General features: G+C 66.3%; 19 protein-coding genes and 1 riboswitch. Of the genes, 4 read left to right on the top strand and 15 right to left on the bottom strand.

Annotated elements, in window-relative coordinates:
* The first annotated feature begins 31 nt into the window (after positions 1 to 31).
* Positions 32 to 1,405 (top strand): bifunctional UDP-N-acetylglucosamine diphosphorylase/glucosamine-1-phosphate N-acetyltransferase GlmU, encoded by a 1,374-nt coding sequence (glmU, locus tag ACE3T8_RS06520; protein ID WP_374607815.1) that lies wholly within the window; start codon positions 32 to 34, stop codon positions 1,403 to 1,405.
* Positions 1,406 to 1,543: 138 nt separating this feature from the next.
* Here the strand turns inward: glmU and ACE3T8_RS06515 are convergent, their stop codons facing one another.
* From ACE3T8_RS06515 to ACE3T8_RS06480, 8 genes are all read right to left on the bottom strand, one after another.
* Complete coding sequence (locus ACE3T8_RS06515; RefSeq protein WP_374607813.1) at positions 1,544 to 2,854, bottom strand: PAS domain-containing sensor histidine kinase; 1,311 nt, start codon at positions 2,852 to 2,854, stop codon at positions 1,544 to 1,546.
* Positions 2,854 to 4,194, bottom strand: a complete 1,341-nt coding sequence (locus tag ACE3T8_RS06510) for a sigma-54-dependent transcriptional regulator (protein ID WP_374607812.1) — start codon at positions 4,192 to 4,194, stop codon at positions 2,854 to 2,856. Before ACE3T8_RS06510 ends, ACE3T8_RS06515 begins: the two co-directional genes overlap by 1 nt.
* 21 nt (positions 4,195 to 4,215) lie before the next feature.
* Positions 4,216 to 4,704, bottom strand: a complete 489-nt coding sequence (locus tag ACE3T8_RS06505) for a nuclear transport factor 2 family protein (RefSeq protein ID WP_374607810.1) — start codon at positions 4,702 to 4,704, stop codon at positions 4,216 to 4,218.
* Between the two features lie 53 nt (positions 4,705 to 4,757).
* On the bottom strand, positions 4,758 to 5,984 hold the full coding sequence (locus ACE3T8_RS06500; protein WP_374607809.1) for an ABC transporter permease: 1,227 nt from the start codon (positions 5,982 to 5,984) through the stop codon (positions 4,758 to 4,760).
* Positions 5,985 to 6,139: 155 nt separating this feature from the next.
* Positions 6,140 to 7,441: an ABC transporter permease gene (locus ACE3T8_RS06495; protein ID WP_374607807.1), complete on the bottom strand. Its 1,302-nt coding sequence runs from the start codon at positions 7,439 to 7,441 to the stop codon at positions 6,140 to 6,142.
* Positions 7,442 to 7,454: 13 nt separating this feature from the next.
* Positions 7,455 to 8,183 carry an ABC transporter ATP-binding protein gene (locus tag ACE3T8_RS06490; protein ID WP_374607806.1) on the bottom strand — a complete coding sequence of 243 codons (729 nt, stop codon included), beginning with the start codon at positions 8,181 to 8,183 and terminating at the stop codon, positions 7,455 to 7,457.
* Positions 8,184 to 8,212: 29 nt separating this feature from the next.
* On the bottom strand, positions 8,213 to 8,425 hold the full coding sequence (locus tag ACE3T8_RS06485; RefSeq protein WP_374607804.1) for a hypothetical protein: 213 nt from the start codon (positions 8,423 to 8,425) through the stop codon (positions 8,213 to 8,215).
* A gap of 4 nt (positions 8,426 to 8,429) precedes the next feature.
* A complete protein-coding gene (locus ACE3T8_RS06480) occupies positions 8,430 to 9,719 on the bottom strand; it encodes an efflux RND transporter periplasmic adaptor subunit (RefSeq protein WP_374607802.1) in 1,290 nt (429 codons plus the stop codon).
* 174 nt (positions 9,720 to 9,893) lie between these two features.
* Between ACE3T8_RS06480 and glmS the strand changes: the two genes are divergently transcribed.
* A complete protein-coding gene (gene glmS / locus ACE3T8_RS06475) occupies positions 9,894 to 11,726 on the top strand; it encodes a glutamine--fructose-6-phosphate transaminase (isomerizing) (RefSeq protein ID WP_374607800.1) in 1,833 nt (610 codons plus the stop codon).
* A gap of 95 nt (positions 11,727 to 11,821) precedes the next feature.
* On the opposite strand, the gene ACE3T8_RS06470 is transcribed toward glmS, so the two are convergent.
* From ACE3T8_RS06470 to ACE3T8_RS06440, 7 genes are all read right to left on the bottom strand, one after another.
* A complete protein-coding gene (locus tag ACE3T8_RS06470) occupies positions 11,822 to 13,012 on the bottom strand; it encodes a Wadjet anti-phage system protein JetD domain-containing protein (RefSeq protein ID WP_374607798.1) in 1,191 nt (396 codons plus the stop codon).
* Positions 12,999 to 16,421, bottom strand: coding sequence for an SbcC/MukB-like Walker B domain-containing protein (locus tag ACE3T8_RS06465; protein WP_374607796.1), 3,423 nt, complete (start codon positions 16,419 to 16,421; stop codon positions 12,999 to 13,001). The genes ACE3T8_RS06470 and ACE3T8_RS06465 overlap by 14 nt, the downstream gene beginning before the upstream one ends.
* Positions 16,408 to 17,007, bottom strand: coding sequence for a DUF4194 domain-containing protein (locus tag ACE3T8_RS06460; protein WP_374607794.1), 600 nt, complete (start codon positions 17,005 to 17,007; stop codon positions 16,408 to 16,410). The genes ACE3T8_RS06465 and ACE3T8_RS06460 overlap by 14 nt, the downstream gene beginning before the upstream one ends.
* Positions 17,004 to 18,602, bottom strand: coding sequence for a Wadjet anti-phage system protein JetA family protein (locus tag ACE3T8_RS06455; protein WP_374607997.1), 1,599 nt, complete (start codon positions 18,600 to 18,602; stop codon positions 17,004 to 17,006). Before ACE3T8_RS06455 ends, ACE3T8_RS06460 begins: the two co-directional genes overlap by 4 nt.
* 154 nt (positions 18,603 to 18,756) lie before the next feature.
* On the bottom strand, positions 18,757 to 20,613 hold the full coding sequence (gene btuB / locus ACE3T8_RS06450; RefSeq protein WP_374607793.1) for a TonB-dependent vitamin B12 receptor: 1,857 nt from the start codon (positions 20,611 to 20,613) through the stop codon (positions 18,757 to 18,759).
* A gap of 147 nt (positions 20,614 to 20,760) precedes the next feature.
* Positions 20,761 to 21,012: riboswitch (cobalamin riboswitch) on the bottom strand.
* 95 nt (positions 21,013 to 21,107) lie between these two features.
* Positions 21,108 to 21,491: a TfoX/Sxy family protein gene (locus tag ACE3T8_RS06445; protein WP_374607791.1), complete on the bottom strand. Its 384-nt coding sequence runs from the start codon at positions 21,489 to 21,491 to the stop codon at positions 21,108 to 21,110.
* Positions 21,488 to 21,976: a GAF domain-containing protein gene (locus ACE3T8_RS06440; RefSeq protein WP_374607789.1), complete on the bottom strand. Its 489-nt coding sequence runs from the start codon at positions 21,974 to 21,976 to the stop codon at positions 21,488 to 21,490. The genes ACE3T8_RS06445 and ACE3T8_RS06440 overlap by 4 nt, the downstream gene beginning before the upstream one ends.
* Positions 21,977 to 22,042: 66 nt before the next feature.
* On the opposite strand from ACE3T8_RS06440, the gene ACE3T8_RS06435 reads away from it, so the two are divergent.
* Positions 22,043 to 22,777 carry a TMEM175 family protein gene (locus ACE3T8_RS06435; protein WP_374607787.1) on the top strand — a complete coding sequence of 245 codons (735 nt, stop codon included), beginning with the start codon at positions 22,043 to 22,045 and terminating at the stop codon, positions 22,775 to 22,777.
* Positions 22,777 to 23,454, top strand: a complete 678-nt coding sequence (gene bioD, locus ACE3T8_RS06430) for a dethiobiotin synthase (protein ID WP_374607785.1) — start codon at positions 22,777 to 22,779, stop codon at positions 23,452 to 23,454. Before ACE3T8_RS06435 ends, bioD begins: the two co-directional genes overlap by 1 nt.
* Positions 23,455 to 23,495 lie beyond the last annotated feature (41 nt).

Raw genomic sequence — 23,495 nt, 5'->3', positions numbered from 1 at the left:
AGAATCAGCGCATTTCCACGCGAGCCCGTCCATGAGCGCACCCCTGCATGTCGTCGTCCTGGCCGCCGGTGAAGGCAAGCGGATGAAATCCGCATTGCCGAAGGTGCTGCAGAAGATCGCCGGGCGACCGATGCTGGCGCATGCCATCGACGCCGCACGCGCGCTGTCGCCGCAGGGCATTCATGTCGTCTACGGGCATGGTGGCGAGGCGGTGCGCGCCGCGTTCGCGGACCAGCCCGACCTGCAATGGGCGGAGCAGACGCAGCAACTCGGCACCGGTCATGCGGTGCAGCAGGCGATGCCCGGCGTACCCGACGATGCCCGCGTGCTCGTGCTCTATGGCGACGTGCCGTTGATCACCGCGCACTCGCTGCAGCGCCTGCTGGATGCACCCGGCCGGCTGGCCGTGCTCGCGGCCGACCTGCCCGATCCCACCGGCTATGGCCGCATCCTGCGCGATCCCGAGGGGCGCGTCGCCGCGATCGTCGAACAGAAGGATGCCGACGAGGACCAGCGCCGCATCCGCCTGGTCAACACCGGCGTGATCGCCGCCGATTCCACTGCGCTCAAGCGCTGGCTGGAGCATCTTGGCAACGACAACGCGCAGGGCGAGTACTACCTGACCGATGTGTTCGCAGCGGCGGCGGACGAATACGCAGCCGCGGAGATCGTCGTGGTCGCCGACCCACTGGAAACCGAAGGCGCGAACGATCCCTGGCAGCTTGCGCGGCTGGAGCGCGCCTTCCAGCTGCGCCAGGTGCAGGCACTGTGCACCGACGGCGCGCGGGTGGCCGATCCGGCGCGCATCGACATCCGCGGCACGGTGCGCGTCGGTCGCGATGTCGAGATCGATGTCGACGTGGTGTTCGAGGGCGATGTCGAACTCGGCGATGGCGTGCGCATCGGCCCGTTCTGCCGGATCAAGGACAGCACGCTGGCCGCCGGCACCGAGGTGCGCGCGCATTGCGACCTCGACGGCGCGCGCAGCGAAGGTGCGGTGCAGATCGGCCCGTACGCGCGGCTGCGCCCCGGCACGGTGCTTGCCGACGGCGCGCACATCGGCAACTTCGTCGAGACCAAGAACGCGACAGTGGGCGTGGGCAGCAAGGCCAACCACCTCACCTACCTGGGCGACGCCGTGGTCGGTGCGGGCGTCAACATCGGCGCCGGCACCATCACCTGCAATTACGACGGCGCGAACAAGTTCACCACCACCATCGAGGACAAGGCCTTCATCGGCTCCAACAGCGCACTGGTCGCGCCGGTCACGATCGGCGAAGGCGCGACGATCGGCGCGGGTTCGGTGATCGGCCGGAACGCACCCGCGGGCCAACTGACGGTGGCGCGCGCGCGCCAGGTCACCCTGGAAGGCTGGGTGCGGCCGGTGAAGCAGCCGAAGGTGTGAGGCAAAGTAGGGTTCTGTAGCCCGGATAAGGCCGAAGGCCGCATCCGGGGATGTCGGTCGCCACCCATTGAAGAGCCCCGGGTGCGCTTCGCTTACCCGGGCTACAAGAGCGGGTTCAGTGAGCGCGTGACACGCAGCTCAGGCCGGCAGCACCATCGACACGCACAACCCGCCGCCGTCGCGGTTGAGCAGGGCGATGCGCCCGCCATGCGCTTCGGCGATCTCGCGGGCAAGGGCGAGGCCCAGGCCGGTGCCGTGGCGCTTGGTCGAATAGAACGGCAGCAGCGCGTTCGCCAGCACCGCGTCGTTCATGCCGCTGCCGCGGTCGAGCACATCGATGCGCCAGCCTTCCGGCGTGCGTCGCACCGACGCGCGCACTTCGTCGGCCGGCGTGCCGGATTCGTGCGCGTTCTTCAGCAGGTTGAGCAGCGCCTGTTCCATCTGCGCCACGTCGAAGCGTCCGATGCCGTCGTCCGGCTGCACGTCTGGCACGAACTCCACCTGGGTGCGCAGTTGCGAGAAGAAGCGCGACCATTCCACCGGCGTGCTGCGCGGTGCCGGCAGCTTGGCGAAGCGCGCGTAGTCGCGGATGAAGCCTTCCAGGTGCCGTGCGCGGTCCTCGATGGTCGCCAGCGCGGCAGGCAGGCGTTCGTGCTGGCCGCGACGCAGCAGCTCGGCGCCGGAATGCGCCAGCGAGGCGATCGGTGCCAGCGAGTTGTTGAGCTCGTGGCTGATCACCCGGATCACTTTCTTCCAGGTCTGCACTTCCTGCCGGCGCAGCTCGGCGGTGAGCTGGCGCAGCAATACAAGTTCATGCGGCCGACCGTTGAGGCGGAAACCGCGCCGCGACAGATGGTAGATGTCCTCGTCGTCCTCGCTGCCGACGGTGAACATGCCGTCGCCACCGCGTTCGAAGGCTTCCTGCAGCGCGGTGTCGGCGTTGGCCAGGACGTCCTCGAACGCACGGCCTTCCAGCCGCCGGCCTTCGCCGAGCATGCGTCGCGCGGCCAGGTTGCCCAGCACGATGCGGCGCGCGGCATCCACCAGCACCATCGCCACGGGGGTGTTCTGCACCATCGTGTCGAGCAGCAGTTCGCGCTGAACCAATGCCAATCGCTGCTCGCGCAATGCATTGCCCAGCGCATTGTGCGCATCGACCAGTTCGATCAGGTCGCTGGCCTTGTCCCAGGTGATGCCGAAGCTGAAATCGCCGTCGCGATAGCTGGCCACGGTACCGGCCAGCGCGCGGAACAAGGCGCGCATCGGCACCAGCGCGCGCCAGATGATCGCGGCGACCACACCGCCGATGACGACCGCGGATACGACCGCCGCGATCCACAACGGCATCCAGCGTGCGAGCAGCACGGTCGACGTGGTGGCGGCCGCGATGCCGCCGACCGTGATCGCGATCATCCGCACCGCGATCGGAAGCACGCGAAGGACGCGCATCAGCTTCTTGCGATGCCGAGCCGGTCGAGCCGGCGGTACAACGCCTGCCGCGAGAGGCCCAGGTCGGCGGCGGCCTGCGCCAGCACGCCGCCATTGCGCTCGAGTGCGGCTTCGATGCTGGCGCGGTCGGGCTCGTCGCCACCGTTGCTGGTGGTATCCAGCGTGCCCGGCGGCAGGGCGAGGTCGGAGGCCGCGATGACATCGCTGCGCGCGAGCAAGGCCGCGCGTTGCACCGCATTGCGCAGTTCGCGCACGTTGCCAGGCCACGCGTGGCGTTGCAGTGCGCGTTCGGCATCGTCGCCGAGTCGCTTGCCGGCGGGCAGGAAATGACGGGCCAGCGGCAGGATGTCGCGCGGGCGCTGCGCCAACGGCGGCAGGCGCAGTTCGATGCCGTTGAGCCGGTAGAACAGGTCTTCGCGGAAACGACCGTCGGCGATCAACGCCTGCAGGTTCGCATTGGTCGCGCTGACGATGCGCACCTTGACGCTGCGCTCGCGATTGCTGCCGAGCCGCTGGAAGCGGCCGGTCTCCAGCACGCGCAGCAGCTTGACCTGGCCGGCCAGCGGCAGGGTACCGATTTCGTCGAGGAACAGGGTGCCGCCATCGGCTGCCTCGAACTTGCCTTCGCGCGGCTTGTTGGCGCCGGTGTACGCGCCGGCCTCGGCGCCGAACAGTTCGGCTTCGATCAGTTCGCTGGGCAACGCGCCGCAGTTGAGCGCGACGAACGGCCCGTTCCGCACCAATGAATTGGCGTGGATGATCTCGGCGTAACGTTCCTTGCCCGCGCCGTTCGGTCCAGTCACCAGCATCGGGATATCCGAGCGCGCCACCTGGCAGGCCAGCGCAAGCGCGTTCTCGCTGGCCGGGTCGGCATAGACGATGCCGCGCAGGTCGTAGTCGCGCAGCAATGCATCACGACGGCGACGTTCGCCCGCCTGCGTTTGCGTGAGCTCGCGACGCGCCTCGGCGAGTTCCAGCAGGTTGTTCACCGTCACCAGCAGCTTGCGGTCGTCCCAGGGCTTGGCCAGGTAATCCGCGGCCCCGGCCTTGACCAGGTCGATCGCCGATTCCAAGTGCGTCCATGCGGTCAGCAGGATCACCGGCAGGTCGGGATGGCGCGTCCGCAGTTCATGGAACAGCGCGGTGCCCTCGTCGCCCGAGGTCGTGTCGGCCTCGAAATTCATGTCCTGGATCACCAGGTCGACCTGCTCGCGTTCGAGCAGGTCCAGGCCCTCGCGCGGCGACTCCGCATGCAGCGTGTCGATGTCGTGCAGCGAGAACAGCACCTCGAGCGCGGTGCTGACCGCGCGGTTGTCGTCGATGACCAGGATGGTGGGCATGGGGTCCAGTCGGCCGTCGGTTCAGGGCGTTGCCGGGCTGGGCCGGTGGCCGTAGCTCAGCACGCGGGTGATGGTCCATTGACCGTCGCGCAACCGCCAGACGATGGTGAAGTCGGCTTCGCCCTCGCAGCGGTCGGTGCCGACTTGGCAGAACCGATGCACGCCGTGTTCGATCGCGCCGAAGTCCTTGACCGGAGACACCTGCAGGCTGCCGGCGACCAGTTCGCGGGTGTAGTGGCCGCAAGCGTACTTCGCGGTGTTGGCGATCATCGCGTCGCGCGTCCAGGTGACGCCGCCGGTGTCGTGGTAGAACTCTACGTCATCCGCGAAGTGCGCCGCATGGGCCTGCAACTGCACCGGATCGGCGCAGTGGTTGAAGGCATCGAACACCGACGTGTCGAGTGCGGCGATGGTGGCCTGCAGCAGCGGCGGTTCCGGCTTGGCCGCGTAGGCGGCCATGGCCACCGTCGCGACCAACGCGATACCGCACCGTCCGAAGACGGCCTTCATGGCGATTCCGTGCGGAGCATGCGCATGGCGCGATTGTAGGCGGAGGTCATCGATCAGACCGAACGCGTGGCGATGGCCGGCGGCACCGATGCCGCGCGCCGTGCCGGCCAGTACACCGCGACCTGGCCCAGCAGCCACAGCGCGACGGCGCCGATCGGCAGGTACAGCAGCGGCAGTCGCGGCAGTTCGTACTTGGCCATCAGCAACTGGTTGATCGCGTATGCCATCAGCATGCCGAGGACGATGCCGGCGCTGGCCAGCAGGAAGTTCTCGATCTGGAAGTAGCGCAGGATCTGCCCACGGGTGGCACCCAGCGCTCGGCGCACGCCGATCTGCTTGGTGCGCTGCTGCACCCAGAAGCTTGCCAGGCCGACGATGCCCAGCGCGGTCACCAGCATCAGCGCCGCGATCACCACCATCAGCATCCCCGCCATCGAGCGGTCCTGCTCGAAGAAGCCCGCGCGGATTTCGTCGAAGGTGTCTTCATTGACCACCAGTGTGTTCGGGTCGGTTTTCTTGAGTGCGGCAACCGCGGCCTTGAGCACCTCCGCGCGACGGCCGGGATCGGTGCGCAGGATGAAGTGCCGGCCGGCGCCGTACTCGCGGAGTGCGAAGACCATGGCGTAAGGCCCTTGGTCGATGCTGTTGGGGCGCGCCAGGTCCTCGATCACGCCGATCACCGCGGTCGGCGATTCGCCCCAGCTGTAGAAGACCTTGCCCAGCGGGTTCTGGCCAGGGAACAGTTTTTCGGCCATCGAACGATTGATGATGGCGCCGGGGATGCGCGCCTGCTCGCTGGACTTCTCCAGCACCGCCATGTCCTGGTATTCGTCGGCGGTGAAGTCGCGGCCGGAGAGCAGACGCAGGCCCAGGGTTTCCAGCAGGTTGCCTTCGTCCAGGTAGACGGTGGCGTTGAGCGTGTTGTGTTGCTGGTCGTTGCTCAGCCTCACGCCGCTGTTGTTGCTGGAGCCGCCGAAGGGGATCTGATTGGCCAGGCCGGCCTGCTTGACGCCCGGGACCTTGCGCAGCGCGTCCAGGTATTCGCGGGTGATCGAGGCGTTCAACGCATCGTCGCCGGACAGCTGGCGCATGCTGGCGGCCTGGATGCGCACCAGCTCGCGTTCGGCGAGGCCGCTGGACATGTTCATGCGGTCCAGGCGTTCCCCGATCAGGAACAGCGCATTGCAGATGATGGCGCAGGACAGCGCGATCTCCAGCACGATCAGCGTCGCCGCGATCCTGTGGCGCATCAGGGTGGAGAGGATGGGGCGGAATTCCATGGTGGTGCTCCGGGATATTGAATCCCCTCTCCCTCCGGGAGAGGGGTTGGGGGTGAGGGTTCGGCGAGGATGCGAGGTTGGGTCGTGTTGTTCCCCCGCACCCTCATCCGGCCCTGCGGGCCACCTTCTCCCGGAGGGAGAAGGGAAAGAACGCCTTACTGGCTCTTGAGCTGGATCGCCGGCGCCACCTGCATCGCCCGCCAAGCCGGCAGCACGCCGGCGAGCAGACTGGCGAGGATCGCCAGTGCGAAGGTCGACAACAGCATCGAAGCATCGAGGTGGGCGAGCGAGGCATAACTGGCCGGTTGCTGACGCACCGCCCACAAGCCAAGCAGGGCAAGCAGCAGGCCCAGCACGCCACCGGCGACGCCGACGGTGCCGGCTTCGACCAAGCACTGCTTGAAGATCTCGGATCGCGAGGCGCCCAGTGCGCGGCGCACGCCGATCTCGCCGCTGCGGCGCAGGAACTTGGCCAGCAGCAGGCCCACCGTGTTGACCAGGCAGACCAGCAGGAAGCCGAACGCCAGCCACAGTTGCAGGCGCACGTCGCCGGGCACCACTTCGTTGAACTCCATCAGTTCCATCACGTTGCGCAGGCGCACGTTGGTCGGGCGTTCGAAGCGTCCAGCCTTGCGCTGCTGGTCGGAATAGTTGACCAGGTAGCTCCTGTAATCTGCGGCCTTCGCCGGCGATTCCAGCTCCACCCAGTACTGCACCCAAGCGCAGGGCACGTTGAGCGCGCGGCTGTCGCCGCCGGAATCGCCCCAGCAGTTGGTGTTGCCCTGGGTGCCCATCTTCAGGTCGCGCGAGGTGCTGAAGGGCAGGAACATGCCCTCGGTGGTGTCGTACTGGTCGTTGTAGAGATCGTAGAAGCGCGGCACCAGTCGCCAGGTGTCGAGCACGCCGATGACGCGGAAATCGTAGGGCACGATGCGAAGGGTCTTTCCCGTGCTGTCCGCACCACCGAAAAGCTTGTCATTGAGTTCCTTGCTGATCACGGCGACGCGCGCCTTGCCCTCGTCTTCCGCCGCCGTCCAGCCGCGGCCGAACTGCAGGGGAACGTCGAACATTCTGAAGAAATCGCCGCTCGCATAACGCGCGTCGACGAGTTCCGGCGTCGCCCCCGATTTGTCCGGGCTGATGACCACGTTGCCGCCGCTGGTCATCACCTGGCGCAGGCCGCGCTTCTGCGCCAGCAGCGCCTCCGCATCGAAGCGGGTGAGCTGCGTCTCCGGCTCCTCGCCGGGCCGGTAGCCCTGCATCGTTTCGGGGTCGAGCTGCACGTAGAACAGGCGGTCGCTCTTGTCCGGGATCGGGTCGCCGGACAACACGTGGAACACGGTCAGCGTGGTCATCGACGCGCCGATGCCCAGCGCGATCGCCAGCACCATCAGCACGGTGAGCGCCTTGTTGCGCCTGAAGCTGCGCACGGCGAGGTTGAGGTAATAACCGAACATGGCGGTCTCCGGGTCAGGCGCCGGCGGCGACAGGTTCGGCCTGCGCATGGGGTGCGCGTGCCAGGCCGGCATCAAGCGACAGGTCGGTGGCCATGCCGTCGACGATGTGCACGTTGCGCTGTGCACGCGCGGCGAGTTCCGGGTCGTGGGTGACCATGATGATCGTGGTGCCCTGCTGGTTGATGTCCTCCAGCAGCTCCATCACGCTGCGCGCCATCTGCGAATCCAGGTTGCCGGTGGGTTCGTCCGCCAGCAGCAGGCGCGGGCTGCCCGCCAGCGCGCGCGCGATCGCCGCGCGTTGCTGCTGGCCACCGGAGAGTTCCGCCGGATAGTGCTTGATCCGCGAGCCAAGCCCGACCATGCCCAGCGCGTCCTCGATGCGCAGCTTGCGTTCGCTGGCCGGCATGCCGCGATAGCGCAGCGGTACGTCGCAGTTGTCGAACAGGTTGAGGTCGGGGATCAGGTTGAAGCCCTGGAAGATGAAGCCGATCTTCTGGTTGCGCAGGCGGCTGCGTGCATCGTCGTTGAGCCTGCGCACGTCCTGGCCGTCCAGGCTGAAATGACCATCGGTGAAGGTCTCCAGCAGGCCGGCGATGTTGAGGAAGGTGGTCTTGCCGGAACCCGACGGGCCGGTGACGGCGACGAATTCGCCTTCGCCGACATGCAGGTCGAGCGAGCGCAGCGCATGCGTTTCGACGAGTTCGGTGCGGTAGACCTTGGTGACTTGGCGCATGTCCAGCATGGCGATGTCCTTTGTGGGCGGATGTGGGGTCAGGAGATGCGGAAGCGCGGCGGCAACGCGGCGGCCGCACGGTAGTGATGGGCGATGCGCAGGCGCTCGCGCGGCGCGTTGGCGGCGGCCAGGCTGCCGTGCAGGCAAGCGGCATCGAAGAGCGCTGCCTCCGACAGTCGCAGCGGCACCGCTTCGGCGAGTTGCTGCGGGGTCCAGTTGAAGGCGTGGGGGAGGGCGACGAATGCGTTCATGGGTTCAATTTCCCGAGATGCGGACGCGGTCCGCGTTGTCGAACTGGTCGGTGCCCGAGACGATGATGCGATCGCCGGCCTTGAGTCCCGAAATGATTTCCACGTTGTCCAGGCTCGAAGCGCCGACCTGGACCGGCTGCCGAACGGCGTTGTCGCCGTCGACCACGTACGCGGTGCTGCCGCCTTCCTGTTCCAGGAAGGGACCGCGCTCGACCATCAGCACGTCGCGACGGGTGTCCATCACGATGCGCACCGACAGCCGCTGGTTCTGCCGCAGGCCCGGCGGCTGCTTGCCTTCGGCGAAGCGCACGCGCGCGGTCACTTCGCCATTCACCACTTCCGGCGAGACTGCGGCGATCTCGCCCGCGAACGCCGTGCCGTTGCTGGTGATCTGCGCCGGCATGCCGATCGCCAGGTCGCGGGCGAAGCTTTCCGGCACCTTCATTTCCACCTCGAATCGGCTCAGGTCGACCACGCTCAGCACCGGGCCGTTGGCGATCACGTTGGTACCCTGCGGCACCTGCACCTGGCCGACCTGGCCATCGAACGGCGCGCGCAGGGTCAATGCGTCGACCTGCCGACGCTGTTCGACCACCACTGCGCGCTGGCGCTCGACCAGCAATTGCTTGTTACGCGCATCCAGGCCGGCACCGGCGCTCTGCAATTCGAAATCCTTGCCTGCTGCGGCCAGTCCGATCTCGGCCTTCTTCATGTCGTCCTGCGCGCGCGCCAGGTCGTTCTGCGGCACCGCGCCGCCATCAAAGGCGCGCTGGTAGCGCTCGAGGTCGCGCATCGCCGCGGTGCGTTCCACCGTGGCCTGGTCCAGCGCCTTGCGCGCGTTGGCGCGCATGATCTGCGCATCAAGCAGGGCGCGGCTGGCCTCGGCTTCCATGCCGGCCAGGGTGGATTCCTCCTGCACCAGCTTGCTGCGCAGCTCCGGGCTGTCGATCACCGCCAGCGCCTGGCCCTTGGCGACCTTGTCGCCGGCGACGACCTGCAGGGTCACGGTGCCGGCGGCGATCGCGTACAGCGTGGGGCTGTTGGCGGCGATGACGCGACCGTCGGCGCTGAGGTCGCGAACCAGGTCGCCGCGCTTCACTTCGGCGATACGCAGGCGTGCGGCATCGAACGAACGACCGCCACCCAGCCAGCCCGACGCCACCCAGCCCACCAGTGCAAGCAGGGCGACGCCGGCGATGCTGCCGATCAGCCATTGGCGGCGCTTCGGATTGGCGGGCGTGGCGCGGACCTGGTCCTGGCCGGCGGTATCGCGGATGCGGTTGCGGGTGTCCATGCGGTCGTTCGGCTGTTGGCTGTCCATGCCGTGTACAGCGCAACAAGCGTGCCAACCGCAACTCATTGATTTCAAACGAGTGCGCGCATGTTCACGGTGTCCGTCCGGACGCCGGCCGCGTCCGCGCGGACACCGGCCGCGTTACACTTCCGCATCGAAACGGGAGTTGCCTGCATGTGCGGAATCGTCGGTGCCATCGCCAATCGTGACGTGGTCCCGCTGCTGGTCGATGGGCTCAAGCGGCTGGAATACCGCGGCTACGATTCCGCCGGCATCGCGGTGGTCGATGGCGAATCCGTCCGCCGCGTGCGCCGCACCGGCCGCGTCGCCGAGATGGAAGCCGCGGCAGTCGCCGAAGGCTTCGATGCCACGCTGGGCATCGGCCACACGCGCTGGGCCACCCACGGCGGCGTCACCGAACTCAACGCACACCCGCACATCAGCCACGGCGACCTGGCGCTGGTGCACAACGGCATCATCGAGAACCACGAAGCCCAGCGCGAGCGCCTGCGCGCGCTGGGTTACGAGTTCACCTCGCAGACCGACACCGAAGTCGTCGCCCACCTGATCCACCACTACCGTGCGCAGGGCGACAGCCTGCTCGCCGCGTTGCAGAAGGCGGTCAAGGAACTGGAAGGCGCGTATGCGCTGGCGGTGATCGACCGCCGCGATCCGTCGACGATGGTGGCCGCGCGCATGGGTTGCCCGCTGCTGGTGGGCCTGGGCGAGGGCGAGAACTTCATCGCCTCCGACGTCTCCGCGATCCTCTCCGCCACCCGCCGGGTGATCTTCCTCGAGGAAGGCGACACCGCCGAGCTGACCCGCGCGGGCGTGCGCGTGTTCGATGCGAATGACGCGCTCATCGAGCGCGACGTGCATGTGTCCGACGTATCGCTGGCCTCGTTGGAGCTGGGCCCGTACCGCCACTTCATGCAGAAGGAAATCCACGAGCAGCCGCGCGCGATCGGCGACACCCTGGAGGGCATCGTCGATGCCGGCGGCTTCGACCCGGCCCTGTTCGGCGCGAACGCGGCCGAGGTGCTGGCCGACGTGGACGCCGTGCAGATCCTCGCCTGCGGCACCAGCTATTACGCGGGCCTCACCGCGCGGTACTGGCTGGAGGACATCGCCGGCATCCCGTGCGCGGTCGACATCGCCAGCGAGTATCGCTATCGCAAGGTGGTGGCCAATCCGAAGCAGCTGATCGTCACCATCTCGCAGTCCGGCGAAACCCTGGACACGATGGAAGCGCTGAAATACGCGAAGTCGCTGGGCCAGGAACGCACGCTGTCGATCTGCAACGTGCCGGAAAGCGCGATCCCGCGCGCCAGCAAGCTGGTGTTCTACACCCGCGCCGGCGCCGAGATCGGCGTGGCCTCGACCAAGGCGTTCACCACCCAGCTGGTGGCGCTGTTCGCGCTGACCGGCGTGCTGGCGAAGCTGCGCGGACGCATCGACGAGGCGCAGGAAGCCGCGTTCCTCGACGAACTGCGCCACCTGCCGGGCAGCGTTCAGCACGCGCTGAACCTGGAGCCGCAGGTGGCCATCTGGGCCGAGAAGTTCGCGCCGAAGCAGCATGCGCTGTTCCTCGGCCGCGGCATGCATTACCCGATCGCGCTGGAAGGCGCGCTCAAGCTCAAGGAAATCTCCTACATCCACGCCGAGGCCTACCCGGCCGGCGAACTCAAGCACGGGCCCCTGGCGCTGGTGGACGAAGACATGCCGGTGGGGGTGATCGCGCCCAACGACGCGCTGCTGGAGAAGGTGAAATCCAACATCCAGGAAGTGCGCGCGCGCGGGGGCGAGATGTTCGTGTTCGCCGATGCCGACAGCCACTTCGGCGAATCCGAGCAGGTGCACGTGATCCGCACCCCGCGCCACGTCGGCGTGCTGTCGCCGATCGTGCACACCATCCCGGTGCAACTGCTGGCGTATCACACCGCCTTGGCGCGCGGCACCGACGTCGACAAGCCGCGCAACCTGGCGAAGTCGGTCACGGTGGAATGATCTTCAACGGGGCTTGCCAATGACCTCCGCTCGAAAGTTATCCTCTCGGTCGAATAACGCACTGGTGTCCCTGCAGATGTAGCCTCTCGCCGACGTTACGGATGAGGGGGTGGGATTCCCGCAGCAGGCAAGGACACGATGAATCCTTCCTGCTCCGCCGTGCGTGACCGCATGCGGCTGGATAGTGCCTCCCAGCCAGCGTCGTATGCGTGCCGTGCCATTTTGCCCCGAACGGATTCCGTGGTTTCGGCGAATATGGCGCCGTCCAATTCTTCAGCATCCATCAGCCAGGGATGGAAAGTGTGCCGGGCGATGCATTTCCTGCGGATGTGTGCCGCGATCCGGAAGCCGCCCTGATCGATGTCGCCCCAGTGATAGATGCGCGTTTGCTGCGGAATCGCCTTGAGGATGCTCGTATAGGCGCGGCACCAACTGGGAGAAGGCATGCCGCCCGTGTAGAGGATCAGGCCGGTGCCCGCATCCGGATGGCGGCTGGCCTGGTGGAAGGTGGTCAGGTTCTCGATACTCAACACCCAGGCCGGCGCTCCCGAATACCCGATGACATGGCGGTTGGAGACGCCCACGAAGGGCTTGGCAATGGGGCAGCCCAGCGACGCCTCCAGCATCAGGTGGCCACTGCCGGCGACCAGGAAAGGCTGGGGTTCCTTGACTAGCCCCAATGAGCCGAAGACTTCTTCCTGCGGCCGGGCTGGGGATCGAAGCTGCTCGGCGGTGAGCAAGTCGATATGGCGCGCCAGTGCTTCAATCCGTTTCGAATCACGGAACAGATGGCGGCTGAAGACGCGGACGATCTGGTCCTCGCCCAGTTCATGTCGCAATGCGTCCAGAACTCGCAAAGCATCCGCAAAATCGGACGCGCTTTCCGTGCCGAGTCCTCGCGGCGATCTCAGGTGCTCCCAAGCATCCAGCAGTTCGCTGATGCGGGGGTTTGTCAGCCAGGCATCCAAGACGATGCGCGCCTGCCACACGGTTTCTGACCGCATGGCCATGCCGAGAAACGCCGCAAGTTTGTCGGCATCCAGCAGTCGGACACGCTCCAGTGGGCGGTCGTCACCGCCTTGTCCGGCCCAACGTAGCTGTACGGCGCCGGCGCGCTCGGCTGCGGCGAAGCGGGCATGCGCATGCTGCCGCTGCTCGTAATCCTGCCGCCAATAAGGTGAATCGGCATCGATGAAGAGGGTCTGGATAGCGCGATCGGAACCGCGCAGCCGGGCGCGTTCGCCTCGCTGCAGCAGATCGGCCAGCACTTCGTCAGCCAGCGGCATGCTCGGTTTCCGCGATCTTGCCCATCGCCTGATCCAGCAGCAATGGATTCAGCAGGTAGTTGTCGCTTTCCAAGAGTTTGCGGGCTTCGTCCAGCACGGTGTTCTTGGTCAGCTGCACGGTACGCGAACCATAACGGGCCATGTCGTAATAGATGTCGAGGAACGACGACATCTTGGCCTGATCCGCTTCCGGCCCGGCCATGACCAGTTGCAGTCCGAGCTTGTTGAGGTAGTCGGCGGTGGCGCGTACGTTCTGGGCGTCCATTTTCTCGAAGGCTTCGTCCAGCAGCATGACCCCGCCGCTGGTTAGCGCATTGCGCGACTTGCCATAGGCCGCCGCCAGTGCGGCACCGAAGATCACGTACAACGGTGTGCGGTGTTCGCCGCCGGAACCCGGCCCCAGGCGTTTGCTCAACAGGCCGATGGGTCCATCGCTGCCGAGGATCTCCACGTCGTAGCTGAAGAAGCGGCGATGGTCGTTGAGCGGGCTGGTCTCGTGCAGCAGGTCGGAATCGGCGTTGCCTTCCACCAGGGCCTTGAATTCCTCGGGCACCTTGCCCGCGCCGCCGAAGATGTCTTCCTCGGCATCGCCATACTCGCGCACGCGCTTGAGGAAGTCGTACAAAGCGCGATGCTGTTCGATGGGCGTGGACTTGAAGCGGTAACGCTCGCCGTTGCTAAACTCCGGCGCGTGCTTCAACACATCGTTCAAGCCCTTGATCTGCTCTTCGATGGCTTCGAAGCCTTCCAGCAGGGTTTGCGCCACGTCTGTGCGGAACACCTTGACCGCCGCTTCATAGGCTTCCTGCGACTTGGCTTCCTGGTCGGCCAGTTCCAGGTCTTCCAGCCGCTGCTTGTCGTCGAGGATGAATTTGTAGGCGCGTTCCCACTGATTGCTGGCGATGTCGATGTTCTGCAACTGGAAATCGCGGAGGTAGAGGGTGAACCTGCCCCAGGCATCGCTGTCGTGGGTGTTCGCGGCCTTTTCGGTGTTGTGGATGGCGATGCGCAAGGCCTCCAGCAATTCGTTCCAGAGCTCGCCATGACGCTGGTCGTAACGCTCGCGGTGGCGCTGCACTTCGTTTGCGTTGTACAGCGGGTGCTGTCGCGTCCTGGCTTCGCCCAGCGCGGCGGCGCCTTGCCGCTCGACAAGCCGGTCGATGCGGGCCATGGCATTGTTCGATTCGTTGGTCAGCGTGGACTTGAGTTCGATCAGCCGCCTTTCGTCGGCATCCGCGTCGGTCAGGCGCTTGCTGGCCGATTCGAAGTTGGCATTCAGGCCGGCCAGTCGATCCGACTGCGTGGCGACCAAGGCGTCTTGCAAGTCCTGCAATTCGCGGTTGCCTTCCGATGCCGCAGTGAACAGGGCTTCCAGTTTTGGATAGGTGGAATCGATGTCCGCGAACAGGGAGAGGCGTTGTTCGACGGGCGCGATGCTCTTGACCTGCGCATTGGCTTTTTCCAGTGCGGCTTGTGCATTGTCGTGGGCGGCTTGAGCGGCCTGGCGCTGCGCGTCGCTGTTGCCGCGTCCGATCAGCAGTTCGTTGGGGGCGGACAGGCGCATGCGCTCCACGCCGCCACCGGAGCTGACCATGCCATCGCTGGACAACGCCTTGGTGCCGGCCTGCAGTTGTTCGGCGCCGTTGGCCAGCGACAACTGTCCCAATTCACCTTGCAGGTAACGCACGGCGGCTTTGTCGTCGCCTTCGATCAACTGCGCGCCGAACCGGCCGCCGCCGCGTGCGACCCAGGCGCGACCGCGCGATGGCAGGGCCAGCTTGACCCGGAAAATGCCGCGCGCGTCCTTGTGTTCCTTGTAAAGCCGGATGGCATCCAGCTCGCGTGCCTCCGGCACCAGCAATGCATCGATGTGGATGCCCAGATAAGCTTCCAGCGCCGGCTGCCATTGCGGGTCTGCGATCTTCACCAGATCGCAGATCGGTTGCGCATCGATCCCGGCATCGGCCAGCAGGCGTTGAAGCGCGATCACTGGCTGGCGCAGTTGGGCCAGCCCGCGCTGGCTGCGCTCCCGATCGCTGCGCGCGTCGCGCAATGCATCGCGGGCCTTTTCCGCTTCGCGTTCGGCGGCGGACAAGGCTTTGTTGACCAGGCCGCGGATGTGGGCCATCGCCTGCATGGCTGACTGCAGGGCGATGGGTTCCGGGACGCGGAGTGCATCGGCATTGCGTTGCAGGTCGAGCAGTTGGCTCACGGCATCCTCGAAATCGCCTTGCTGGTCGCCCATCGCCGGCAATTTTCCGGCGGCGATGGCCGTTTCCAGCGCCAGTTTCAGCAGATTGGCGAGTTCCTTGCGGGTGGCCGCGTGCTGGCTTTCCTTGTCCTTCAGGCGTCCGGACTCGCCGGCCTGCTGCTGGTATTCCGAATCGCGGCTGCGCAGTTCGAACGCGCGATCGCGCGCCTTTTGCGCCTGTTCCTTCTCGGTGCTCGCGCGCGCCAGATCCAGCACGGCCTTTTCCAGTTGCCGATCCAGTTCCTCGGCCTTTTCTCGCTGGTCCCCCAGTTCCTCGCCGACACGTTCCGTTTCGTACAGTGCGCGCAATGCCTCCAGATTGGCATGGGTGGTGCGCTCGCGCTTGACTTGCGCGTACTTGTCGGCCACCTCGCCCGCGCGGTCGATGCGATCCTTCAGGCGACGGATCATCTCGCGCACGTCGCGGAATTGCTCAAGCCGGGTGCGGAACGCCTTCACATTGGTCAGGCGCTGCTCGATCAGGTGGTGGCGCAGGGTCTCGTCGAGATCGTCCACATCCTTGTTGAGCTTGAGCGAACGCGCGAACGCCGAACGGATGGCGCGGGTATTCGGGCGCTCGCCGGGGGACGCCAAGTGCCCGATGAAAAGCTGACGCAGGAAGTCTTCGCGGTTCTGGGTGAAGACGGGCGTGGTACCGGCCAGCGTGCAGGCATCCTTGGCCACGTGCTGGAACTTCCGCCAGGGCAGGATGGTTTCCCGCTCGGCATCTGGGTCCACATGGTCGCGGGTGGTCAACGCCACGCCGGGCAGGATGTAGAGGCTGTTGAACGTGTGATCCGGGTCTTCGGTGCTGGCAGAAAGCGACACGCCTGCAGTAACCGGCACCTCGGTGTCCGCATCGCGAAACACCAGGTTGATGTAGGTATTGGCCGTGGTCCGGCAGCGTTCCGATTCGCTCTGGCCGTAGACGCCCAGGCAGTATTCACGCAGGGTGCGGGCGCGCTTCTTGCCCTCGCCGGAGGCGTTGAAGTGGGTTCTGTTGCTGTCGGCGGCCAGCAGCACGATCTGGAAGGCATCCAGCAAGGCGGTCTTGCCGGTGCCGTTCGGGCCGAGGAAGGCGGTATTGCCGCCCAGTTGCAGATCTTCCCGCTCGTAGAGGAAGTACTGCACCATCCCCAGCGCTTCAAGCTGCTTCATCGGATTCTTCCCCTTCCAGCGCGTTGGCATGCGCCGCCAGTTGCAACAGCGCGGTTTCGCCCAACACATCGACGATGCCGGGACGGATCACTACCTGCTGGCGTTGCTCGTCGTTCGTGTCTTCCAGCCGGGCGATGCCGTAGCGTTTCATCGCCTGCAATTGCTCGTTGAGCGCGGCGGTGACCGGCAGTTCGCGGTTGAGCAGGTCCTTGTAGGCGCGCTCCAGTTCGATCATGTCGATGAAAGCTTCGCCGGCGACGATCTCGGTGGCGTGCATCTTGTCGTCGTACAGGCGACGCAGCACCAGCGCCAGACGCGTTTCCGACAGGCGCATCTTGTCGGCGACGTACTGGTTTGGCGTGGCGACCACGTAACCCATGTGCGGGTTGTGGATGACGGTCATGCCGAGCTGGGCGAGCAGGACGTCATACTCCTTGCGGTGCTTGACGATCAGCTCGTAGGCGATGCGGCTGCGCGGGTCGCCGGCGTACAGCACCTGCTCCATGGCCAGCCGGTAGCCGGCTTTCTGGTAATCGCTTTCGGCATGCGTCTGGCTTAGCGCGGCCAGTCGTTCCCAGTGGCTCATCGGCTGGGCTCCAGCAGGATGTGGAATCGGGGATGTTCGAAGTAGGCGTTGCGGGTCATGGCGTCGGGCAGGAAGCCGATGCGCACGCCCCGAAGCATCTGCAGTTGCGGGTCGGAGCGGCGTTGCGATGGCGGACAGGCGCCGTGCGCGGCGATCAGCAGCAGGCGCTGGTAGCAGCACAAGTCGTTGATCGAATCGATCGTCAGTTCATCGGAGTTGATGGCGGTTCGCGTCGTACCAAGGTGACGCACGACGTAGTTGGCCAGTTTCACCTTGTCCACCAGGCGGTTGTCGGCCATGCGCTTGCGCAGCAGTTCCATCGCCAGTTCCTGCAAGGTCGGCGGACGCTTGTCCACCGCCGTGGCGGCGATGGGCTTGGTCGTCATGCGCGGTTTGGCGAGGAGTTCCCGGCCCGCATGACGGAAACCGGACGCGGCGGGCAGCGCCGCATGTCCTTCCTCCAGCCGGTCTGTGGCCTGCAATGCGCGGGCGAGCAATTTGTCCAACCGCTTGGGCGCGCGCATCTTGTATTCGATGAAGGCGATGGCGCGCTGATTGGCGTCGCGGATCTCCTCGTCCAGTCGCTGCAACTGCTCGTCCACGTCCTTCAGGCGCAGCAGCAGGCGGGTGTCGCGTTCGTAGAGAAACTCGGCGCGGATGCGGTCGCCACCGGCTTTCTTTTCCTGGTACCAGCCGACCAGCGCTTCGCGTCGCGATACGTCGTGCTGCAACTGCAAGGTCGTGGCGATGATCTGCGAGCGATGCTGCAGCGGATGATCCCTGGTGCGCAGTTCGCTGTAATCGGCGATGAAGACCTTTTCGACGTATTCCTCGAAGAAGCCGCGCACGAACTCGCGCGCCGAGGTGCGCTTCATCAGCGCATCCATCAGATCCTGGACGCGGCAGCCGGTATTCGCGATGTGCGCCATGCATTGCTTGGCCTGCTTGGCTGCCTCGACGTATTGACCAAGCTCGCCCTCTGCCACGGCGCGCAGGTTGAAGTGGATCGACCGCACCTTGCTGCCGAGAAACTCCGGCTCGTGGCGGGCAAACTCGCAGAGCACGGAGTGGAACTGGGCGATGATCGGGCGCAGCGTGATCATTTCGGCCACGCCGCGGCGTCGCTGGCTCAGCCAGCCGGATTCGACCAAGGTGCGGACGATCTCGTGCGCGCGGTTCGCGACAGGGGTTTCGAGCGCTTCCTCCCACGGATCGTCCGCAGCCAACAGTGTTTCGATCTTGCGCACTACGACCGGCTTGGGCGTTTCCTCGCCCGGGGAGCGCCCGCCATCGCCCCACATCTCGTCGATCAGGCGGCAAAGCAGGTTCCAGTAGCGGCGGCTGTTGGGCGCGGCGAGCGGGCCGAACAGCTCGGGCGACAGCCGGTTGAACAGCGGCGGGATGTCGTCTTCAAAGGGCGTGGATGAACGCACTGCGGACTCTGCGGATGCCTCCTGCCGCATCATATACAGTTCGATCTCGGGAGTTGAGACGGTTGGAGAGTGGTCAGGCGGGTTGCTGCAAGTCCAACACCGGCTCGAAATCGAAGGCGAGCTGCCTTGAGATGCGTTCGTATTGCGCCATGCGCCAAGCACCAAGTCGGGATGGTTCCTGCGGTTGCAGCGCAATGGCAGTTTGATAGGTGGCACGCTGCGCGGCGCATAGGCCGCTATGCGAGGGGTGCAACGAAAAGGCCCGGCATTACCGAGCCTTTCACGTCCCTGCGTTACCGCTCCGAAAGCGTTCGGATTACTGCGGCTGCCAGCGCAGCCCCAGGCTCCATTCGCGGCCCGGCTGATTGTAGTAGGCGGTGGTGTCGTAGCGACGGTCGAACGCGTTCACCAGGCTTGCCTGCAGGCTCCAGTCAGCGGCGAAACGCCACGTCGCGCGCGCATCGACGGTGCCGTAGCCGCCCACCCGCAGCGTGTTGGCCACATCGTCCCAGCGCGCGCCTTCGCCGATGCCGCTGATGCCGAAGCCGAAGTCGCCGAGATCGCGGTCGAGGTCGACCCGCGCGCTACGTTGCGGCCTGCGCGGCAACCGTTTGCCATGGTTGGCGCCGACGCTGAGGTTGCGTGCATCCAGCGTGCCGAGCTGGCCGCGGAGATCCCACTCGCCAAGCTGCGTGCTGGCGGTCAATTCGATGCCGCGGATGCGCGAGGTCTCGATGTTGTTGGCCATGAAGATCGCGGTGTCGTACACGATCAGGTCGTCGATGTCGTTCTGGTAGGCATTGAGCTGGAACTGCCAGCCGTCGTTGTCGTGGCGCAGCGACAGTTCGCTGCTGCGCGCGGCTTCCGGGCGCAGCGCCGGGTTGCCGTAGTAGGGGTAGTACAGCTCGTTGAAGCTCGGTGCCTTGAACGCGGTGGCATGGCTCGCGGTCACGCGCCAGCCTTCGCCGAAGCCCATGCCCCAGGCGATGCCGCCGGTGCCGTGGCCGCCGAACTGGTCGTTGTCGTCGCGGCGCGCGCTGAGTTGCAGCTCATGCGCGCCGAACGTGCCCTGGTACTGCGCGAATACCGCGCGGTTGCCGCGGGATTTCGCGAACGGCGACCACGGATCGACCACGTTCGCACTGTCGCGCAGCCAGTCGAAGCCTGCGGTCAGCACCTGCCCGCTGGCGATGGTGAAGTCGCCCTGCAGGTTCGCGCTGTCGCGGGTGGTGGTGTAGCGATTGGCGAGCATGCTTCCGATGTAGTTGTCGGAGTCGTCGGTGTTGCGGCCGGCGGTGAGCTTGAGCGCGACCGTATCAGATGGCGTCCAGCGCAGGCTGCCGCCGACCACCTGCTGGACGATGTCGGAATTGTCCTGGTAATCGCCGTCGTAGTCGTTGTGGCCCTCGGCGCGGAACGCGCGCGCATCGAGTTGCCAGGCCTCGTTCGGCGCGAAGTCCGCACGCACCGTGGCGCTGTTGTTGCGGTAACCGTCGCGATCCAGATGCGTGCCCGGCACGATGAAGCAGCCGGCGCCTTCCCACGTGTCGGGGTTGTAGTTGCCGAGGCAAGCATTGATGCCATCCGTCGACTGGTGCGCCACGTCCACGCCCACGCCGCCGCGCGCGCTGCGCAGGTCGACGCCGGCCGAGGCCTCACGCAAGCCATTGCTGCCGGCGGCGATGCGTCCGCGCCCGTGCACGCCTTCGCCGCCTGCGCCGCGGCGGGTGAACACCTGGATCACGCCGCCGATCGCGTCCGCGCCGTACAGCGACGAACGCGGCCCGCGCACGATCTCGATGCGCTCGATCTGCGCCAGCGGGATGTCCTGCAGCGAGGTCAGGCCTGACGTGGACGACCCCACGCGGATGCCGTCGACCAGGAACAACGTGTGGTCGGACTCGGTGCCGCGCAGGAACAGCGTGCTGAGCTTGCCCATGCCGCCCTGGTTGACGATGGTGATGCCGGCGCGCCCGCGCAGCAGTTCCGGCAGCGAACGCGCGCTGCTGGCGTCGAGTTGCTCGCGGCCGATCACTTCGACCGCCGCCAATGCGGCATCGGCGGTGATCGCGGTGCGGGTGGCGGTGACCACCAGGTTGTCGAGGTCCTTCGCATCATCGCTCTGCGCAAGGGCGAGCGAGGGCAAGGACAAGGCCAGCGCGAGAGCGCTCAAGCGAAGCGGGGTATTGCGACATTGCATGACGGTTCTCCGGCGCGCACGCCCGCGCGCCCAACAGGAAGGGCGGCTGCGAAACACGCGGGAACAGGGACGGGCGATGCAGGAAACGACATGCGCGACGTCGCGCAATGCCCGCCGCATCGCAACCAACAACTTCAAGGCCGGTCTCCGGGCTGGCGAGCGGAACGACACGCCCAGCGAGGGCCTTCATTCCCGCCTGGCGCCTTCCCATGCGGCATCGAGTCGATGCGTGCACAGTGGCCGATGCCGGGCTTGTCTCGCTTACCGTTGCGGGGGCAGCGCCGGACTGGAGCGCCACGCGCGCTCGTCACCGGCTTCCCGTTTCAATCCTCGGGCGGATGCCGTCGGATCACCTTGAAGCGCGCGCAGTGTACGGGGGAAATGGGGTCAGAGTGAATTTTTTGCCGAACCCGTTCGGACTATCAGAGGACGGGATCGAAAAACTTCACTCTGACCCCATTTGCCTGCTACTCCGACACGTTCGGACCGCCGCGGTCGTCGTCGAACAGGGCGAGCGCGGGCACGCTGGTGTCTTCGTACTGGGTCGTGGTGACCGGGGTGGCCGCGGGCCGCCCGCGAGGCGGCGGCAACAGCGCGATGGCGGCCTCCGCGGCCTGCACCAGTTCGTTGCGGCGTGCTTCGGGGACTTCCTGCCAGTGGCAGTCCTGCAGTGCGCCTTCCAGCGAATACAGCAGGTTGAGGCTGGGCTTGAAGCCGGCGCGGCGCACCTTCATGAAGGCATCCACGGCGCCGATCGCGGCCACGTCCTGCAGCGACCGCAGGCCGACCTGGCGCAGCCACGCGGCGGATTTCGGGCCGATGTTGCGCAGTTTGGGTCCGGCTGTGCTCACTGCAACGACTCCAGGAATGCCTGGGCGATCGCCTCCAGGCCTTGCTGGTCTTCAACGGAAAAACGCGCGTGGAGCGGACTGTCCAGGTCGAACACGCCGATCAATTGGCCATCCGCGCTGACCAACGGCACCACCAGTTCGGAATTGCTCGCCGAATCACAGGCGATGTGGCCCGGGAACGCATGCACGTCCTCGATCCGCTGGGTCTCGCGGCTGCGCGCGGCCGCGCCGCACACGCCCTTGTCCAGCGGGATGCGCACGCAGGCCGGCAGGCCCTGGAACGGACCGACCACCAGTTCCGTGCCGTCGAAGAAATAGAAGCCGACCCAGTTCAGCCCGGGCAGCGCGTGGTAGACCAGCGCGGACAGGTTGGCGGCATTGGCGATGCGGTCGCGTTCGCCGTGCAGCAGGGCGCGCGCCTGTTCGAGCAGTTGCGCGTACTGGTCCGGCTTGCTGCCGGTCAATTCGATGGCGGAGAAGCTCATGGCCGCAGTGTAGCAACGCGCTGGCGAGCGATTACCATCGTCGCCGGGACACTGGGGAATGCATTCATGGACCTGTCGAAGTTGCCGGTGGAAGGGGGCGTGCGGCTGCGTGGCGAACAGGTCACGCGGCTGGAGACCTTCGTGGATGCCGCGTTCGCCTTCGCGATGACCCTGCTGGTGGTCTCGTTCGATGCGATGCCGGACAGCTTCGCCGAACTCTACGATGCACTGCGCCGGTTCCCTGCGTTTCTCGCCGGGTTCGCCATCCTTGCCCTGTTCTGGCACGCCCACCATCGTTTCAGCCGGCGCTATGGCCTCGAAGACGCGACCATCGTGTTCGCCAGCCTGGCGCTGGTCGCCGCCACCCTGTTCTACGTGTATCCGTTGCGGATGGTGATGTCGGCGGCGATGGGCTTTTTCACCGGTGGCTGGGCGCCCAGTGAGTTCAAGGTGGGCAGCTTCCTCGAATTCCGGCTGATCTTCGTGATCTACGGCGTCGGCTTCGCGGTGCTCGCGTCGATCATCGCGTGGATGAACCTGCACGCGCTGCGCAAGGCGGAGTTCCTGCAACTGGATGCGGCGGAACGGCTCGCCGCGGAGTCCGAGGTGGCGTTGAACCTGGTGCTGATCGCCTGCGCGAGCATCTCGGTTGCGGCGGCGTGGCTGATCCCGCCGCACATTGGCTGGTTGCAGGCGTTGCCGGGCATGGTCTATGGCCTGCTCGGGATCGTCATGCCGGTGGTGGGCATCCGCTATGCACGGCGCATCCAGGCACTCGCGGCGCAGCGAGAGGCTGCCTGATGTTCTCGGTCTACGTCACCGGCACCGACACCGGCATCGGCAAGACGCTCGCCAGTTGTACGTTGCTGCATGCCTTGCGCGCGCACGGCTTGCGCGCGGCGGGGATGAAGCCGGTGGCCAGCGGCTGCGAGCGCATCGATGGCGAATGGCGGAATGCCGATGCGCTGGCGTTGCAGGCCGCGGGCGAACCGGGCATCGCCTATGCGGACATCAATCCGTTCGCGCTGGAGCATCCACTCGCGCCTGAACTGGCTGCGCGCGATGCCGGCATCGACGTCGCATTGCCGCCGATCCTCGACGCGCATGCGCGGCTCGCGGCGCGTGCCGATGCCTTGATCGTGGAAGGCGTGGGGGGGTGGGCTGCCCCATTGTCGGCATCACTGATGCAGGCCGACCTGGTGCGTGCGTTGCGCCTGCCGGTGCTGCTGGTGGTCGGTTTGCGGTTGGGTTGTCTCAACCATGCGCTTTTGAGCGCGCGTGCGATCGCTGCGGATGGTGCGCACCTGGCCGGCTGGATTGCGTCGCATGTCGATCCCGCCATGGCACGGGTGGACGACAACATCGCGATGCTGCGCGCGCGCATGCCGGCGCCGTGCTGGGGTGTGTTGCCACATGCGCCCGGCGCCGATCCGGCGGCGATCGCGCGGCATCTGCGGATCCCGATGCTTGCGGAGTAACTCGCCGTGGAAATGGGGTCAGAGTGAAGTTTCCCCTCCAA

Source organism: Thermomonas sp., from assembly GCF_041919455.1.
GTDB lineage: Bacteria > Pseudomonadota > Gammaproteobacteria > Xanthomonadales > Xanthomonadaceae > Thermomonas.
Note: the sequence above shows the minus strand (reverse complement) of the source record. Positions and strands in the feature narration are given on the sequence as shown.